This window comes from Janibacter sp. YB324, assembly GCF_014217915.1.
Taxonomy (GTDB): domain Bacteria; phylum Actinomycetota; class Actinomycetes; order Actinomycetales; family Dermatophilaceae; genus Janibacter; species Janibacter indicus.
The window spans coordinates 494,578-510,948 of record NZ_CP060120.1; the positions used below are offsets into that span (position 1 = coordinate 494,578).

17 protein-coding genes are annotated in these 16,371 nt (G+C 72.9%); 12 read left to right on the forward strand and 5 right to left on the reverse strand.

Annotation, left to right across the window (positions count from 1 at the left end):
- Nucleotides 1-107: 107 nt before the first annotated feature.
- Genes H7A72_RS02440 through H7A72_RS02450 form a run of 3 tightly spaced genes read right to left on the reverse strand, consistent with a single transcriptional unit; the run spans nt 108 to nt 2,675 of the window.
- On the reverse strand, nt 108-557 hold the full coding sequence (locus tag H7A72_RS02440) for a hypothetical protein (RefSeq protein ID WP_185221520.1): 450 nt from the start codon (nt 555-557) through the stop codon (nt 108-110).
- Nucleotides 558-570: 13 nt separating this feature from the next.
- Entirely contained in the window at nt 571-999 is a 429-nt protein-coding gene (locus tag H7A72_RS02445; protein ID WP_185221521.1) for a DUF4870 domain-containing protein, read from the reverse strand.
- Entirely contained in the window at nt 996-2,675 is a 1,680-nt protein-coding gene (locus tag H7A72_RS02450; RefSeq protein ID WP_223277744.1) for a M20/M25/M40 family metallo-hydrolase, read from the reverse strand. The genes H7A72_RS02445 and H7A72_RS02450 overlap by 4 nt, the downstream gene beginning before the upstream one ends.
- 130 nt (nt 2,676-2,805) lie before the next feature.
- Here H7A72_RS02450 and H7A72_RS02455 point away from each other — a divergent pair, with 130 nt between their 5' ends.
- The 12 genes from H7A72_RS02455 (at nt 2,806) to htpX (ending at nt 13,479) form a co-directional block, all read left to right on the forward strand.
- The gene (locus H7A72_RS02455; protein WP_084449960.1) at nt 2,806-3,162 is read left to right on the forward strand and encodes an NADH-quinone oxidoreductase subunit A; all 357 of its coding nucleotides are present in this window, start codon (nt 2,806-2,808) and stop codon (nt 3,160-3,162) included.
- 9 nt (nt 3,163-3,171) lie between these two features.
- Nucleotides 3,172-3,753 carry an NADH-quinone oxidoreductase subunit B gene (locus tag H7A72_RS02460; protein WP_185221522.1) on the forward strand — a complete coding sequence of 194 codons (582 nt, stop codon included), beginning with the start codon at nt 3,172-3,174 and terminating at the stop codon, nt 3,751-3,753.
- A gap of 1 nt (nt 3,754) precedes the next feature.
- On the forward strand, nt 3,755-4,279 hold the full coding sequence (locus tag H7A72_RS02465; protein ID WP_185221523.1) for an NADH-quinone oxidoreductase subunit C: 525 nt from the start codon (nt 3,755-3,757) through the stop codon (nt 4,277-4,279).
- 62 nt (nt 4,280-4,341) lie between these two features.
- Nucleotides 4,342-5,502, forward strand: coding sequence for an ATP-binding protein (locus H7A72_RS02470; RefSeq protein ID WP_185221524.1), 1,161 nt, complete (start codon nt 4,342-4,344; stop codon nt 5,500-5,502).
- A complete protein-coding gene (gene nuoH, locus H7A72_RS02475; protein ID WP_185221525.1) occupies nt 5,499-6,455 on the forward strand; it encodes an NADH-quinone oxidoreductase subunit NuoH in 957 nt (318 codons plus the stop codon). The genes H7A72_RS02470 and nuoH overlap by 4 nt, the downstream gene beginning before the upstream one ends.
- Nucleotides 6,452-6,985 carry an NADH-quinone oxidoreductase subunit I gene (locus tag H7A72_RS02480; protein ID WP_084449965.1) on the forward strand — a complete coding sequence of 178 codons (534 nt, stop codon included), beginning with the start codon at nt 6,452-6,454 and terminating at the stop codon, nt 6,983-6,985. Before nuoH ends, H7A72_RS02480 begins: the two co-directional genes overlap by 4 nt.
- Nucleotides 6,982-7,488 carry an NADH-quinone oxidoreductase subunit J gene (locus H7A72_RS02485; RefSeq protein ID WP_185221526.1) on the forward strand — a complete coding sequence of 169 codons (507 nt, stop codon included), beginning with the start codon at nt 6,982-6,984 and terminating at the stop codon, nt 7,486-7,488. Before H7A72_RS02480 ends, H7A72_RS02485 begins: the two co-directional genes overlap by 4 nt.
- Before the next feature lie 75 nt (nt 7,489-7,563).
- Nucleotides 7,564-7,785: an NADH-quinone oxidoreductase subunit K gene (locus tag H7A72_RS02490; RefSeq protein ID WP_223277745.1), complete on the forward strand. Its 222-nt coding sequence runs from the start codon at nt 7,564-7,566 to the stop codon at nt 7,783-7,785.
- Nucleotides 7,785-9,629: an NADH-quinone oxidoreductase subunit L gene (locus H7A72_RS02495; RefSeq protein WP_185221527.1), complete on the forward strand. Its 1,845-nt coding sequence runs from the start codon at nt 7,785-7,787 to the stop codon at nt 9,627-9,629. The genes H7A72_RS02490 and H7A72_RS02495 overlap by 1 nt, the downstream gene beginning before the upstream one ends.
- Nucleotides 9,626-11,110, forward strand: a complete 1,485-nt coding sequence (locus H7A72_RS02500) for a NuoM family protein (RefSeq protein WP_185221528.1) — start codon at nt 9,626-9,628, stop codon at nt 11,108-11,110. Before H7A72_RS02495 ends, H7A72_RS02500 begins: the two co-directional genes overlap by 4 nt.
- On the forward strand, nt 11,107-12,603 hold the full coding sequence (locus H7A72_RS02505; RefSeq protein WP_185221529.1) for a proton-conducting transporter membrane subunit: 1,497 nt from the start codon (nt 11,107-11,109) through the stop codon (nt 12,601-12,603). Before H7A72_RS02500 ends, H7A72_RS02505 begins: the two co-directional genes overlap by 4 nt.
- A 24-nt stretch (nt 12,604-12,627) precedes the next feature.
- Nucleotides 12,628-13,479 carry a zinc metalloprotease HtpX gene (gene htpX, locus H7A72_RS02510; RefSeq protein ID WP_185221530.1) on the forward strand — a complete coding sequence of 284 codons (852 nt, stop codon included), beginning with the start codon at nt 12,628-12,630 and terminating at the stop codon, nt 13,477-13,479.
- A 25-nt stretch (nt 13,480-13,504) separates the two neighbouring features.
- Here the strand turns inward: htpX and H7A72_RS02515 are convergent, their stop codons facing one another.
- Nucleotides 13,505-13,981 carry a (2Fe-2S)-binding protein gene (locus H7A72_RS02515; RefSeq protein WP_072623712.1) on the reverse strand — a complete coding sequence of 159 codons (477 nt, stop codon included), beginning with the start codon at nt 13,979-13,981 and terminating at the stop codon, nt 13,505-13,507.
- A gap of 10 nt (nt 13,982-13,991) precedes the next feature.
- Nucleotides 13,992-16,310 carry a molybdopterin cofactor-binding domain-containing protein gene (locus H7A72_RS02520; protein WP_185221531.1) on the reverse strand — a complete coding sequence of 773 codons (2,319 nt, stop codon included), beginning with the start codon at nt 16,308-16,310 and terminating at the stop codon, nt 13,992-13,994.
- Between the last annotated feature and the right edge of the window lie 61 nt (nt 16,311-16,371).

Here is a 16,371-nt window from a genome sequence, read left to right on the forward strand (position 1 = left end):
CCTCGCAGGTCGGTCATGTCGCGGGCGCTCCCCGGACGTCCTTCCATGGTAGGTCGGGGAGTTCCTCGCGAACCAATCGGTCACGTTATGAGATGGATAACGCGCTGTTATGTGACCAGGGCGGCCTGCCGCGGGTCGAGGCGCAGCCACAGCTCCTCGCCCGTGGCGAGTGCGGCCAGCCGCGGCAGGAGCAGCTCGACGACGGTCGAGGGCTGGTGGTGCATCGGCTTGGTCTCGGGGTGCGGGTGGTAGACCAGCCCGTCGACCTGCTCGTCGTCACGGGTCACCGTGCACTCGACGAAGGAGAAGGTCTCCGGCGGGTGCACGTCGGTCCAGTCGACGTCGACGAAGGTCCACCGCGGCTGCCGCAGGGCGAGCCGGTGCGGGGCGAGGTCCAGGTTGACCGTCGCCATGACGAAGGGGGCCAGGTCCAGCCCGCGGGCGCGGAAGTGCGGCGCCTGCAGCTCGATCGTCCCCGCGGCGAAGGGGGAGTCGCCCGTCCGGCCGGAGGCCACCCCGTGCCCGGCGACGACGACCCCCTTCGCCCGCCGGGTCACCGGGGTGCGTCGCTCACTTGACGAGCTGCGGCGTCAGCGGCGGGGTCCACCACTCGCCGTTGTTGGCCTTGACCGCACCCAGGACGTGGATGACGGTCGCCACGACGATGACGAGCGGGTAGAGCAGGAAGCCGACGAGCACGATCATCAGCACGCTCGACAGGAGCAGCGCGATCGCCGTGATGATCTGGACGTTGAGGCTGTTGGCCGCATGGGCCCGCACGAAGGGCCCGCGGTCCTTGTAGATCAGGTAGATGATCAGGGACCCGACGAAGCCGAGCGTGCCTGCGCTCAGCGGCAGCAGCACCGCCGGCACGAGGTGGGCGATCATCCCGAGGTTGCGCTCCTCGGTCGGCGACATCGGGGTGGGGGCGTAGCCGGGGGGCGGGGCCTGCTGGGCCGGGGGCTCGTGCGGGGGTGGGGTCTGCGGGTGCTCGCTCATGTGTCCTCCTGTGGTCTCACCCCGACTCTGCCCGTTCGCGGCCCGTGAGCCAATGCGGCCCGCCGCCGAGACGGTGCGGGGGACATCCCCCCTTCGCCCGACGCCGGGTGCACGACGAAGGGGGTGCCCGGCACCTGGCCGGGCACCCCCGTCGGGGGCGTGCCTGCGGTCAGGCCGCGTCGACGCCCTCGGGCAGCACGGTCGGCGCCGGCTTGCCGGACTTGCCGCGGGCTGGACTTGCCGTTGATGTCCTTGGTCGACTGCGCGAGGGTGATCGTCGCGTGGGCGATCGCGTCGCTCATGATGTCGAGGGCATCCATGTTGATGTTGGTGATGTCGTCGGCGGGGGTGTGGTAGTTCGGGTCGTAGATGACGCCGGCCTCACCACCGAACTTCTCGACCTCCTCGGGGGTCTTGACCCCGTCGGCGCCGGTGAAGAGGCCCGACGCGGGCACGCCCGCGGCGATGAAGGCCGAGTAGTCGCTGCGACCGGAGAACTCCGTGTCGACCCACGCCTGGTTGCCCTTGTCGAAGTAGTCGGTGAAGACCTTTTCGGTGGCGGCGGAGCCCGTGGGCACCTCGACCGGGGCCTCGTAGGTCGACTCGTCGGCGTCGTAGACCCCGATGATGTGGTTGGGCGAGGCGATCATGTCGAAGTTGAGGTAGGTCGCGATGTCGTCGACCGCGGCCGGGTCGTTGGCCTGCAGGTCGGCGACGTAGTGGTCGGAGCCGAGGAGACCGAGCTCCTCGGCGCCCCACCAGGCGAAGCGGACCTTGTTGTTGAGCTTGTTGACCTTGCCCAGCTGGACGGCCGTCTCGAGGATGCCGGCGCTGCCCGAGCCGTTGTCGTTGATGCCGGCGCCGTCGTGGACGCCGTCGAGGTGGGCGCCGAGCATGACGACGTTGTCGTCGCGGCCGGTGTCGGTCTCGGCGAGGACGTTGAAGGTCTCGCGCTCCTCCAGCGTCTTGTCGATGACGAGCTTCATCGTCACCGGGCCGGCGGACATCTTGTCGAGGATCGTCTGGCCCTCCTCCTGGGTCACGCCGGTGGCCGGGGCGCTGTCGGGGTTGACCCCGCCGAGCGTGCCGTTGAGGGCGCCGGGCGCGTTGTTGTAGACGATGACGGCGGCGGCGCCCGCGGCATCGGCGGCCGCGGCCTTGTCGCCGAAGGCGCACTCGCCGCGGCTGACGACGGCGATCTTGCCGGCGACGTCGACGCCCGCGTAGGCGTCGGCGGTGCAGCCGAGCGGGTTGCTCGGCGCGACGAGCTCGGCGGTCACGCCGCCCGCCGGGGTGGGTTGGCTGTAGGACATCGGCACGTGCTCGACCGAGCGCGCCTCGGGGGAGATCTCGTCGAGGCTCGCCGCGTGGGTCTCCTCGTAGATGAAGTCGAAGTACTGGCGTTCGGTGGTGTAGCCGGCGTCGCGCAGGGTCTTCTCGACGTACTGCGCGCTGGCCTCGTAGCCGGACGTGCCGGCACCGCGGTTCCCGTCGTTGGCGTCGGCGATCTCCTGGAAGGCCTCGAGGTGGTCGTGGACGTTGTCCACGGTGACCGCCCGGGTCATCTTCTTGCTGTTGTTGGGGTTGTCTGCCTGGGCCGGGCTGCTGGCGAGGGTGGTGAGTGCCAGCGCCGCGGTCGCGGCGGCCGCGGTAGCGGCAGCGGTACGTGAGCGCACGATGTTTCCTCCGGTCGTCCGGCGGGCGCCGTCGCCCGCCGGTGTGGGAGTGAACCTAGGGGGGCCCACCGACGCTTTGGGGGCTTTGGGGTCCGCTCTCTCGACGGGCGGCGCGGATAGGGTGCGGGACGTGGATGGATACCTCGTCGTCGCCGGCACCCTCGTCGTGGGTGTGCTGCTCGTCGTCGCGGCCTACACCGCCCGGCGGCTGCTCGCCCCGGCCGCCCCGACCCGCGCCAAGCTGACGACCTACGAGTCCGGCGTCGACCCCGTCGGGCAGGACTGGGCGCAGACCCGGGTGCGCTACCTCGCCTATGCCTTCCTCTACGTGATCTTCGCCGTCGACGCGGTCTACCTCTTCCCCTGGGCACTCGTGCTGCGCACCGACCTCGGCCCGGTGAGCCTGCTCGAGGTGGCGATCTTCATCGGGGTCGTGCTCCTCGGCCTGGCCCACGCGCTGCGGCGCGGGCTGCTGCGGTGGACGTGAGGTGACCCGATGAGCACCGACCTGCCGATGCCGCGCGTGGGCCCCGTGGGCGCCCACGCCCCCAAGCCGATGAAGGTCGTTCTCAACTGGGGCCGGCGCTACTCCCTGTGGGTCTTCAACTTCGGGCTGGCCTGCTGCGCCATCGAGTTCATCGCGGCGTCGATGGCCCGGCACGACTTCATCCGGCTCGGGGTCATCCCCTTCGCCCCCGGCCCGCGGCAGGCCGACCTCATGGTCGTCTCCGGCACGGTGACCGACAAGATGGCGCCGGCGATCCGCCGGCTGCACGACCAGATGCCCGAGCCCAAGTACGTCATCTCCTTCGGTGCCTGCTCCAACTCCGGCGGCCCCTACTGGGACTCCTACTCGGTGACCAAGGGCGTCGACCAGCTCGTCCCGGTCGACGTCTACGTCCCCGGCTGCCCGCCGCGCCCCGAGGCCCTGCTCCACGGGATCCTCACCCTCCAGGACCGCATCGCCGCCGAGTCCTTGTCGACGCCCGGTCTGCGCGCCCGCTACGCCGGCCACAGGTCCGCCGGTGCCGGTGAGGTGCGTCGTGGCCTGCTGCGACGACCGACGAAGGGAGCGTGACGTGCCCCAGGAGGACCTCGCCGTGACGCCGCTGGAGTGGCTGCGCGCGGTGCGTGACGCCCGCGACCGCGGCTACACCTTCTTCGACTGGCTGAGCGCGGTCGACGAGACCGACCGCGAGGACCACCCCGGTCTCGACGTCGTCTGTCACCTCATCGACCCGCGACCGACGCCCGAGCGCGACCAGCGCACCGCGCTGCTGCGCACCCGGGTGCCCCTCGGCGAGAGCGTGCACAGCATCACCGGCGTCTTCGCCGGTGCGGCGTGGCACGAGCGCGAGACGCACGAGATGTTCGGCCAGGACTTCGACGGTTTCGTCGACGGCACCGGGCTGGGCCTGCGGCCGCTGCTGCTGCCCGAGGGCTTCGAGGGGACGCCGCTGCGCAAGTCCTTCGTCCTGGCCTCCCGCGCCACCCGCCCCTGGCCCGGCGGCAAGGAGCCGGGCGAGGGCCACTCGAGCAAGTCGCCGAGCCGGCGCCGGGTCACCGCGCCCGGCGTGCCCGGGCCCGAGTGGGGGCAGGGATGAGCACGCTGACGAGGACAGGTCTTTACAGTTCGCCCAACTGTAAAGACCTGTAAGGTCCAGCCATGGTCCAGCCGAGTCCCTACACCCCGGGGGAGATCGCGCACGACGTCCCCGGGCGCGCGGACCATCTCGACCGGGTGGCGGATCTCTTGGCTGCCATGTCCGCCCGGCGTCGGCTCGCCGGCCGGGTCCACGTCTTCGTGGGGCCGCGTGGGGTCGGCAAGACCTCCCTGCTGCGCGAGGCCCAGCGTCAGGCGCAGGCCGCCGGTCACGCCACCGTCTTCGTAACGGCCGGGCACGGTGACCTGGTGGCATCGCTCGTCGAGGCACTGGGGCTCGGCCCCCTGCGCTGGCAGCCTCACACGGTGGCCTCACGGCTGCGCGAGATCGGCGTGAGCGTCGGCCTCCCCGGGGCCAAGGTGGAGGCCACCTTCGCGCCGGGCGAGGGCGCCACGGTCGTGCGCCGGCTCGAGGACCTGCTTCGTGCCACCGCCCGCGAGGTACTCGACGACGCCGGGGCCGGCGCGGTGATCTTCGTCGACGAGCTGCAGGCCGCGGACCGCAACGGGATCCAAGCCCTCGCCTATGCCTGGCAGCACCTGCAGGCCGAGCCCGAGGGCGTGCCGATCGCGCTGGTCTGCGCGGGGCTCGGGCACACCGAGGACGTGGTCACCGACGCCGCCAGCTTCGCCGAGCGCTTCGCCTACCGGCAGCTCGGCTCGCTCGACGAAGCAGCGACACGCGAGGCCGTCACCGCGCCCGCCACAGCACTCGGGGTCTCGTGGGAGACGGCAGCGGTCACCGAGGTCGTCCAGCGCACCCAGGGGTATCCCTACTTCGTGCAGCTCCACGCCGACGGGGTGTGGCGGGCGGCCGGGCGGCCGGACGCGGGCGCGGTCCTCACCATCGACCACGTCGACTCGGCCCGGGCCGGGATCGCCGAGGACCTCGACGCGCTCTACCGCAGCCGGTGGTCCAAGGCATCGCCCTCGGAGCAACGCTTCCTGACCGCCATGGCCGGTGCCGACGAGCCCGTCGTCCGGCGTGGGGACATCGCCGCCACCCTCGGCGTGACCACCGGATCCCTCGGGATGGCTCGGCGCTCCCTCATGGACAAGGGACTCGTCGAGGTCGCAGGACACGGCCTGCTGAGCTTCACCGTCCCCGGGTTCCGCGACTTCGTGCGAGAGAGTGCCGATGTGGACGAAGGGAGGAGCCGATGAGCCTGCTCGAGGTCACCCTGCGCTCGCTCGCGGCGCTCGCCGCCGTGCTCGTGCTCCCGCTCGTCGCCGGCCAGACCGAGCACAAGGTCATGGCCCACATGCAGGGACGGCTCGGCCCGATGTACGCCGGCGGCTTCCACGGCTGGGCGCAGCTGGTCGCCGACGGGGTGAAGTTCGTCCAGAAGGAGGACATCACCCCCGCGGCCGCCGACCGGGCCGTCTTCCGCCTCGCCCCGGCGGTCGCGCTCGTGCCCTACGTCATCGCCATGGCGCTGCTGCCGATCCACCCCGGTGTCGCGGGGGCCGAGGTGCCCGGCAGCGTCCTGCTCGTCCTCGCGGTCACCGGGGTGGGGGTGCTCGGCACCCTCATGGCCGGCTGGGCCAGCGCCAACAAGTACGCCCTGGTCGGCGGGATGCGCTCGGCCGCACAGCTGCTCGCCTACGAGCTGCCGCTCGTGCTCTCCGTCGCGTCGGTGGCGATGGCCGCCGGCACGCTCTCCCTCGCCGGGGTCGTCGAGGCCTGGTCCCCGTGGTGGCTGCTGTGGCAGCTGCCCGGCGCGATCGTCTTCGTCGTGGCCGCGACCGCGGAGCTGCAGCGTCCCCCCTTCGACGCCCCGATCGCCGACAGCGAGGTCGTCATGGGGCCGTGGACCGAGTACACCGGGCTGCGCTTCGCCTTCTTCATGCTCGCCGAGTACGCCGGCATGGTCGTCATGGGGCTGCTCTTCGGCATCCTCTTCCTCGGCGGCTGGCAGGGGCCCTTCGCCGACCACCTCGGGTGGCTGTGGACCCTGCTCAAGGGCGGGCTCGTCGTCCTGCTCATCATCTGGATGCGGGTGTCCTGGCCGCGGCTGCGCGAGGACCAGCTGCAGCGCCTCGCCTGGACCGTCCTCGTCCCGCTGGCCCTGGCCCAGCTCGCCCTGACCGCCGTGGGAGTGGTGATGACCGCATGAGCAACGACCGCAGCCTCGTCCCCGGGCTCGTCAAGGGCATGGCGACGACCGCCCGGCAGATGATGCGCCCGCCGCACACCGCCGAGTACCCCGACGTCGCACCGGAGCTGCCGGCCCGCTCCCGGGGCGTCATCGCCCTCGTCGAGAGCAACTGCACCTCGTGCATGCTCTGCGCCCGTGAGTGCCCCGACTGGTGCATCCACATCGACTCGCACAAAGAAACCGTCGCGGAGGTCCCACCTGGTGGTGGGGGGCGCGCCCGTCAGCGCAATGTCCTCGACCGCTTCGACATCGACTTCTCGCTGTGCATGTACTGCGGCATCTGCATCGAGGTCTGCCCCTTCGACGCGCTCTTCTGGAGCCCGCAGTTCGAGTACGCCGAGACCGACATCCGCGACCTGCTCCACGACAAGGAGCGCCTCGGGCAGTGGGCCGCCGACGTGCCGGCACCGCCCGAGCTCGACCCGGGCGCCGCCGAGGCCCCCGAGGTGGCCGCCGCCAACAAGCCCGCCCGCAAGGGTCGCCGATGACCGGGCTCGACCTCGCCTTCGCCACGACCGGGCTGATCACCGCGGCCGCCGCCGCGCTCGCGGTGACCACACGGCAGGTCGTCCACGCGGCGCTGTGGCTCGTCGTCGCCCTCCTCGGTCTCGCCGGGTGCTACCTCGTGCTCGGCGCCGAGCTCGTCGCGCTCGTGCAGGTGCTCGTCTACGTCGGCGCGGTCGTCGTCCTCGTCATCGTCGCGCTCATGCTGACCCGCGCCCCGATCGGGCGCCGCACCGAGCACTCGACCAGCCGCGCCCACCGGGCGCTCGCGGCCCTCGTCGGCGCCGGCACCGGCGCGCTCGTCGCGGCGGTGCTGCTGCCGACCGCGACCCGCACGCAGGTGCGCCCGGGAGGCAGCGAGGAGCTGGCCCGGCAGATCTTCTCGACGTGGGTGTGGCCCTTCGAGCTGCTCTCGCTGCTGCTGCTCGCCGCCCTCGTCGGGGCCTTCGCCGTCTCCGGGCTGACCTCCGACCGGGAGGAGCGATGATCCACGCAGCCGGCCCCTACGCGCTCGCCAGCGTCCTCGTCGCGCTCGGCCTCTACGGCGTGCTCGCCCGCCGCAATGCCCGTGCTCGTCCTCGTCGGTGCCGAGCTGCTCCTCGCCGGCGGCGGTCTGCTCCTCGTCACCGCCGGGGCCCTCGGCCCCGACCCGAGCTGGTCCGGGCAGGTGCTCACCCTCTTCGTCATCACCATCGCGGCGGCCGAGGTCGTCGTGGCGCTCGCCGTGATCGTCGCCGCCTACCGGCGACGCGGCCACATCGACCTCGCCGAGGACGCCGAGTGATGGCCTGGTCCCTCGTCGCACTGCCCTGCGCCGCGGCGGTGCTGATCCTCCTCGTCGCCCGCAGCGGTCCTCTCGCCGCGCTCACCGGGGTCGCCGGTGCGGTCGCGACGCTCGTGCTGTCGGTCATCGCACTCGCCGGCGCACCCGCCGGGGTGAGCGGTGCCCCCTTCGCCGAGGAGCTCGCGAGCGGACCCGGGCTGGTCATGGGCGATCTCGACCTGCCGCTCGCCGTCGCGCTGTCACCGACGAGCGCCTTCCTCGTCCTCGTCGTCGCCCTCGTCACCGCGCTCGTGCAGACCTACGCGGCCTGGTACCTCGCCGACGACGACCGGCGCGGGGTCTTCCACGCGACGGTGGCGCTCTTCAGCGCGGCGATGGTCCTCGTCGTCCTCTCCGCCGACCTGCTGCTCACCGTCGTCGGGTGGGAGGTCATGGGCTGGTGCTCCTACCTGCTCATCGGGCACTGGTCCCGTCGGCCGCAGCCCCGGCGGGCCGCGCACGCGGCCTTCATGGTCACCCGGGTGGCCGACATCGGGCTGCTCCTCGGCACCGCGGTGCTCGTCGCCGGTGCCGGCACGAGCGCGCGGGCCGAGGTCATCGACCACTGGACCTCGGCCGCGGCCGACCCGGGCGCCAGGTCGATCGCCCTCGTGCTCGTCGTCATCGGCGTGCTCGGCAAGTCCGCGCAGCTGCCCTTCCACCACTGGCTCCTCGATGCGATGGAGGGCCCCACCCCCGCCTCCGCCCTCATCCACGCCGCGACGATGGTCGCCGCGGGCACGGTTGTGCTGACCCAGCTGCTGCCGGTGCTCCTGCTCGCCGACCCCGCCCGCACCCTCCTCGGGCTGTCGGTCGCCGTGACGATGCTCCTCGCGGCCGTGTGCGCGCTCGTCGAGCCCGACCTCAAGCGGCTGCTCGCGTGGTCGACGATCAGTCAGGTCGGCGTCATGCTCGCGCCCCTCGCGGCGGCCGGGTCCGGACCCGCCTCGGGAGCCGCGCTCGGGCACCTCTACGGCCACGCGATCTTCAAGGCGCTGCTCTTCCTCACCGTCGGCTGGCTCGCGAGCACCCGCGGCTCGACCGCCGCGAGCGCGCTCGCCGGCAGCGGCCGCGCCCACCCGGTGGCCCTCGGCGCGTGGGCCGCCGGTCTCGTCTCGCTCGCCGGCATCCCGCTCGTCCTCGGCGGCCTCACCAAGGAGCACGTCGTCGCCGCGGTCGGCGAGGGCGTGGGGGAGCGGGGACCGGTCGCCGGACTGGTCCTGGTCTCCCTGCTCACCACGGCCGTGGTGACCGCCGCCTACGCCACCCGGGCCCTGCTCGTCGTCACCCTCGGCGACGCGGGGCGGGTGCGCGAGCGGGCGGTCATGCCGACCGCCGTCGCCGCGATCCTCGTCGTCCTCGCGGTCGCGAGCGTCCTCGGCGGACTGGCCCTCGGCCCGCGCCTGCCCGATGCCGGGCACGTGCCGCTCGCGCTCTTCGTCGTCGTGCTCCTCCTCGTCCTCATCGGCATCGCCATCGGCTGGGGGCTGCACCACACCGGCTGGCAGCAGCGGCTCGTCGCCGGTGCCCCCGGGCGCCACGTCGGCAGCGGGCTCGGCGTCGACCGGGCCCAGCGCGCGCTCGTCGTGCGCCCGGTGACCGCGCTGGGCGAGCTCGTCGCCTTCCTCGACCGCGGTGTCGTCGACACCTATGCGCGCGCCGCGGCCTGGGGTGTCCTCGGGGCGAGCGGCCTGGGCACCGAGGCGCACCGCCGGGCCCGCCCGGCCAACGGCCTGGCCCTGCTCGGTGGCGGCGTGCTGCTCGTCGCCGTCGTCACCGGCCTCGTCCTGCTGGGGGACTCGTGATCGGCCTCGCCTGCGTCCTGCCGCTGCTTGTCGGTGCCGTCCTCCTCGGCGCCGGCACCGAGCTGTCCGGCCGCGTCGCCTGCCGCGTCGGACTCGCCGGGTCGCTCGTCACCGCGGCGCTCGTCGCCGTCGCGTGGGGCAGCGGCGCCGTGATCGACATCCCGTGGCTGCCCGCCCTCGACCTGAGGGTCCACCTCGCCCTCGACGGCATCAGCGGCCCGCTCGCGCTCCTCGCCGCCGGCGTCACCGCCGCGGCCTGCTCGACCGTGCTCGCCGACACCCCACAAGGGGGCAGCGCGGCGACCTTCGTCGGTGCCCTGCTCATCACCCTCGCCGGTGCCGTGGGGACCTTCGCCGCCCGCGACGCGCTGCTCTTCGTCGTCGCCTTCGAGCTCGTGCTCGTGCCGATGTGGGTGCTCATCACCCGCTTCGGCGACGACCGCGACCCGGCCGCCCGTCGCGAGGCCGGGGCACGCTTCGTCCTCTACACCGGGCTCGGCTCCACCCTCATGCTCCTCGGGGTGCTGCTCCTCGTCTCTCGCGCCGGCACCGGCGACCTCGTCGCCCTCGGCGCCGGTCGCGGGCAGGGGCTCGGCACCGGGGTGCAGGTGACCGTCGCGGTGCTGCTCACCCTCGGCTTGGCGATCAAGGTCCCCGTGTGGCCGCTCCACTCCTGGCTGCCGATGGCCCACACGACGGCACCGACCGCCGGGTCGATGGTCCTGGCCGCCGTCCTGCTCAAGATGGGCACCTACGGTCTGGTCCGGCTGCCGCTCGCGACCGTGCCCGAGGGCTTCGCCCGGGTCGCGCCCGTCCTGGCCGTGTGCGGCGCCATCGGCATCGTCTGGGGCGGACTCGTCTGCCTCGTCGAGCGCGAGCTCAAGCGGCTCATCGCCTGGTCGTCGATCGCGCACATGGGCTTCGTCGCGCTGGCGCTGGCCACCGGCAGCGCGACCGGCGTCGCGGCCGCCCTCTACGCCAACCTCGCCCACGGGGTGATCTCGGCCCTGCTCTTCCTCGTCGTCGGCGGACTCAAGCACCGCTGGGGCGACGACGACCTCGGCACGGCGCGGTCCCCCCTTCGCGAGCAGGCGCCGGTCACCGGGCTGCTGCTGCTCACCGGTCTGGCCGCCGGGCTCGGGCTGCCCGGGCTCGCGGGCTTCTGGGGCGAGATCGTCGCGGTCGTGGCCGCGCTGTCGCCGGCCGACGGGCGCCCGGTGCCGCTCTTCGTCGGCTGTGCCGTCGTCGCCGCCGTCGGAGCCGCCCTCGCCGCCGCCTACTCGCTGCGTGTCGCCCGGCTCGTCTGGCTCGGCGAGGGCAGCGACGACGCCGACCGGCCCGCGACGAGCCGAGCCGAGCTCGCCCGCAGCGAGCTCGTCCCCGGCGCGGTCCTCGCGCTGGTCGTCGTCGCCCTCGGCGTCGCCCCCGGTCTCGTCCTCGCCGTGACCGATCCTGCTCTGGGCGCGGTGGTGACCCGATGAGCGCGCCGCAGCTCGACGTCGCCGTCGCCGCGCCCGTCCTCGCGCCCGCGCTCGGGGCGATCGCCGTCCTGGCGGTCGACGTCGTGGCCCCCCGTCGGCGGCTGCCGGCGCCACTGCTCGCCGCGCTCGTGCTCCTGCTCTCCCTCGCCTCGGCGATCTGGCTGCGGGTGCGGGCGTCCGGTGGTGGTGAGGTCTCCACCCTGTGCCAGCCCGGCGACCCAGCCCTCGCGGTCACCGCGCCGCCCGGGATGGTGGCCAGCGAGTGCCTGCTGCGCGTCAGCCAGACCGGGGCGCTGCTGCAGGCCTTGGCCGCCGCGGCCGGGCTGGTCGTCCTCGTCCTGCTCGCGCGCGAGCGCGGCGTGCCCTCGCAGGACGCCGACCGGACGCACCGGCCCGACCCGGGGGTCGAGGTGGCGCTGCTCCTTGCGACCGTGACCGGCGCCAGCGCCGTCGCGGTTGCCCACGACCTCGGCACCTGGCTCGTCGGTCTCGAGCTGGCCACCCTGCCGATCGTCGCGCTGGCGGTCCTGCGCGGCGGCCGCGACAGCGGCGCGATGCAGCTCGTGACGACCTCGGTGGTCTCCTTCGCCGTCGCGGTCCTCGGGTGCGGTTTGTGGGTCACCGCGACCGGCAGCCTGCGCCTCGGTGGGGTCGCCTCCTGGGCCGCGGGCCAGGACGACGGCTCCCGCGCGATCCTCACGCTCGGGGTCGTCATGCTCCTCGCAGCGGTCGGCTTCAAGCTCTCGCTCGTGCCCTTCCACGCCTGGGCCCCCGCGACCTACCCACGGGCCGGGCTCGAGGTGACGATGCTCCTCGCCGGCGTCTCCACCGTCGCGGCCGCGGCCGCGCTCGTCGCCGTCGCCGACGGTGCGGCCAGCGTGCGCGATGCCGCGATCCCCGCCTTCGGCGTCCTCGCCGTGGTCTCGATGATCGGCGGCGCCGTGCTCGCGCTCGGGGCGCAGGACCCCCTTCGGCTCATCGCGTGGTCCGGCGTCACCCAGGGCGGGTGGGTCCTCGCCCCGCTCGTGGCCGGCGACACCGCGGCCGCCGTCGGCTACCTCGCCGTCTACGTCGTCGCGGTCGTCGCCGCGCTCGCCGTCGTCGCGGCGCTGTCCACCGACGGGGCCCGCCGCCTCGAGGACGACCGAGGTCTGCTGCGTCGTCGGCCCGTGCACGCCGCGGTGCTCACCCTCGCGCTGCTCACCCTCGCCGGGCTGCCTCCGGGGGTCGCCGGGCTCCTCGCCAAGGTGCTCGCGCTGCGCCCGCTCGCCGAGGGCGGCCTGTGGTGGGTGGCGCTGCCGGCCGTCGTCGCCGCCGTCATCGGGCTGGCCGTCTACCTGCGGTGGGTCGCGCTGATCCTCCTGCCGCCGGAGGTGGCCACCCCTCCGGAGCGCACCGAGCGGGCGGCGAGCGCCCTGGCCGTCGTCACGGGCCTGGTCCTGCTCGCCGCGACCGTCTTCCCTGTGATGTTGCTGGGAACGGGAACGCCGTGACCCCCTCCCGGCGTTGGTCGTGACATGCACAACCACTTCAACGGGCTGAAGACCGCCGCGCTCTTCGGCGGCATCATCGGTCTCCTCGTCCTCGTCGGCTATGCCATCGGCGGGGCCCGCTACGTGTGGGTCTTCGCCCTCCTGGGTGTGGGCATGACGGCCTACTCGTACTGGAACTCCGACAAGCTGGCGATCCGCTCGATGCGGGCCCAGCCGGCCGACCCGCAGCAGTACCCGCAGATGTACCGCATCGTGCAGGAGCTGAGCCAGCGCGCCGGCCAGCCGATGCCGCGCCTGTACGTCAGCCCGACGGCGGCGCCCAATGCCTTCGCCACCGGACGCAACCCGGCCAATGCCGCGGTGTGCTGCACCGAGGGCATCCTGCAGATCCTCGACGAGCGCGAGCTGCGCGGCGTCCTCGGCCACGAGCTCATGCACGTCTACAACCGCGACATCCTCACCGGCTCGATCGCCGCGGCCATCGCCGGTGTCATCTCCTCGGTCGCCTCGATCGCGCTGTGGTTCGGCGACCGTGACCGCAACCCCATTGCGGCGATCGCCATCGCCCTGCTCGCGCCGATCGCCGCGATGGTCATCCAGATGTCGATCTCGCGCACCCGCGAGTACGACGCCGACGAGGACGGCGCCGCGCTCACCGGAGACCCGCTGGCCCTCGCCTCGGCGCTGCGCAAGCTCGAGCGCGGGGTCCAGGCGGCACCGCTCGAGCCGACGCCCCAGGTGCAAAATGCCAGCCACATGATGATCGCCAACCCCTTCCGGGCGGCCGACGTCTCCAAGCTGCTGTCGACGCACCCGCCGATGGCCGAGCGGATCGCCCGGCTCGAGGGCATGGCCGGGGGACACCGCCTGCGGTGACCCGCCGGGCGACGCGACGGGAGGGTCACATGCGCTGCGCGCCGTCCTTGATCGCGTCGCGGATGCGCGGGTAGGTCCCGCACCGGCAGACATTGCGGATCGTGTCGAGGTCGGCCTCGGTGACCGCGCGGCCCTCACGCTGGACCTTGCGCACGAGGGCGACCGCGGCCATGATCTGGCCCGGCTGGCAGTAGCCACACTGCGCCACGTCGTGCTCGATCCAGGCCTCCTGCATGGGGTGCAGGTCGCCGTCGACGGTGTCGGCGAGTCCCTCGATCGTCGTGACCTCGTCGGTCTCCTTGATCTGGTCGACCGGGACGGCGCAGGGGTTGAAGGCCTTGCCGTTGATGTGCGACGTGCACGCCTTGCAGACGTTGATCCCGCAGCCGTACTTGGGGCCGGTCACCCCGAGCACGTCCCGCAGGACCCACAGCAGACGCACGCCGGGCTCGACGTCGACGGTGACCTTCTCGCCGTTGAGGACGAAGGTGTGACTGGGCATGGCGGGCTCCTCAGCGGGTGTGGTCGAGGCCGTCGGTCGGCGACTGCGGCACCGACGGCACGAAGCTCTTGACGTCGAAGGTGATCGGGTCGGCGTGGTTGATGGGGAACTCAGTGGGCATCCGGCCGGTCGCCCGGGCGTAGGCGCACGCGATCGCGGCGAAGCTCGACGCGACGCCCGCCTCCCCGGCGCCGCCGGGCTGCTCCGAGTCCGAGGGCATGATCTCGACGGTGATCTCCGGGGGGACGTTCCACTGCCGCGTGTAGAAGTAGTTGTCCCAGCTGGCCTCGAGGAAGTGCCCCTCGTCGAGGTGGCAGCTGGTGGTGAGCGCCAGCCCGATGCCGTCCATGACCCCGCCGAGCATCTGGGCCTCGATGCCCGTGGGGTTGATGACGAGGCCGGCGTCGACGGCGAAGACGACCTTGGTGACGCGCGGGCCCGTGACGGCATCGCGGATCGTGCGGCCCACGGTCTCGGGACGGCAGTCGATCTCGACGAGGCAGGCGGTGACCCCCTTGTACTCCTTGTGGATCGCGATGCCCTGCGCCGTGCCCTCGGGCATCGAGCGGCCCCAGTCGCCGATCTCGGCGACCTTGTCGAGGGCGGCCTCGGCCCGCTTGTCCCGGAGGAACTTGCGCCGGAAGGCCAGCGGGTCCAGGCGCATCTTGCGCGCGAGCTCGTCGATGACCAGCTCGTTGGCGCAGCGCACGTCGGGGGAGTAGATCTGCCGCATGCTCCCGGTGTTGAAGCGGGAGTCGGTCTCCTGCAGCGACTGGGTCACCACGCCGAAGTTGTACGGCAGCTCCTGGGTGAGCGCGAAGATCGTCTGCGCGAAGGTCAGCTGGCCGACGGGCAGCTTGGCCGCGTGGTTGGTGATGATGTCGCCGAGGCCGTGGCCGAAGTCGGTCGTGACGCTCGTGTGCTTCTGCTCGAAGGAGAGGACCTCGCCGCCGAGGTACGCCGCCCGGATCCGGGAGGTCGCCATCGGGTGCAGGCGCCCCTGGCGCGGCTCGTCGGCCCGGTGCCACATGAGGCGCACCGGCTTGCCCATCGCCTGGGAGATCCGCGCGGCCTCGAGGGCCGCGTCGTGGAAGAGCTTGCGCCCGAAGGAGCCACCGCCCTGGGTGACGTGGACCTTGACCTTGGAGACGGGTAGGCCGAGCTCGAGTGCGATGTTCTCCTGGGCGACGACCGGTGACTTCAGCGAGCCCCAGACCGTCGCCGAGTCCGAGCGCACGTCCGCGATCGCGCAGTTGGGCTCGAGCGAGGAGTTGCTGCGGAAGTGGAAGGTGAAGGAGGCGTCGAGCTTCTTGGCGAGCAGCGAGACCTTCGGGGTGAGCATCGGCAGCTGGGCCTTCTTCAGGCCCTCGAGGATCGTGGTGTCGGACTCGCCGGCGAGCTTGCCGCCCTCCCACTCGACGTCCATCCGCTGGATCGCATCGATGCACTGACCGAAGGTCCGTGCCCGGACGGCGATGCCGGTCGCGACCTTGACGACGTCGGTGACGCCGGGCATGGCCTCGATCTCGGCGGCATTGCGCAGGGCGACCGGCCGACCGTTGTGCGTCGGTGGGCGGCAGACCATCGTCGGCAGCGCGTCGGGGACCTTGACGTCCATGGCGAAGGTCTTGGTGCCGGTCACCGCGGCCCGGGCGTCGGTGCGCCCCTGCGGGGTGCCGACGACGGTGCGGTCGGAGGCGTCCTTGAGGGTCACCGAGGCGCGGGTCGTCGTCGTGGCGGCCGCCTTGCTGGACAGCTCGCCGAAGGTCAGCGCATTGCCCAGGGCGTCGGTGATGACACCGGCCTTGATCGTCAGGGACTCGACCGTGGCGCCCAGGGCCGCCGCAGCCGCCTTGAGCAGCTGCTGCCGGGCGAGGGCGGCCGCGATCCGGATCGGCGTGTAGGTGGAGATCGTCGTGTTGGACCCGCCGGTCAGCTGGTTGAAGAGCAGCTCCGGGCGGGCCGGCGCCAGGGTGACGTCGACGCGGTCGACGGGCAGGTCGAGCTCCTCCGCGATGATCATCGCGGTCGACGTGACGATGCCCTGGCCCACCTCTGCGCGCGGCAGGGCGAAGGAGGCGCGCCCGTCGGTGCCGATCGTCACGGTGATGAGTGCGGCCGTCGGGGCCGCGGCGAGGGTGAGCAGGTCGTTGAGGTCGAGGATCTCCGGCGGCTGCGGCGGGGTGGGGACCACCGCCTCGGCGGAGGGGGCACCCGTGCTCATCTCGGCCCCGGTGACGAGGGTCGCCCCGGCGATGACATAGCCCATGAAGGCTCGACGGCTGGGGCCCGACGTGGTGCTCTCGGTGGTGGGCTGGACTTCGGTCACGGTGCCTCCCGTGGTCGACGGCGTTGTCGCTACCGAGCAGTAGACACCCGTGGGGGGAGCC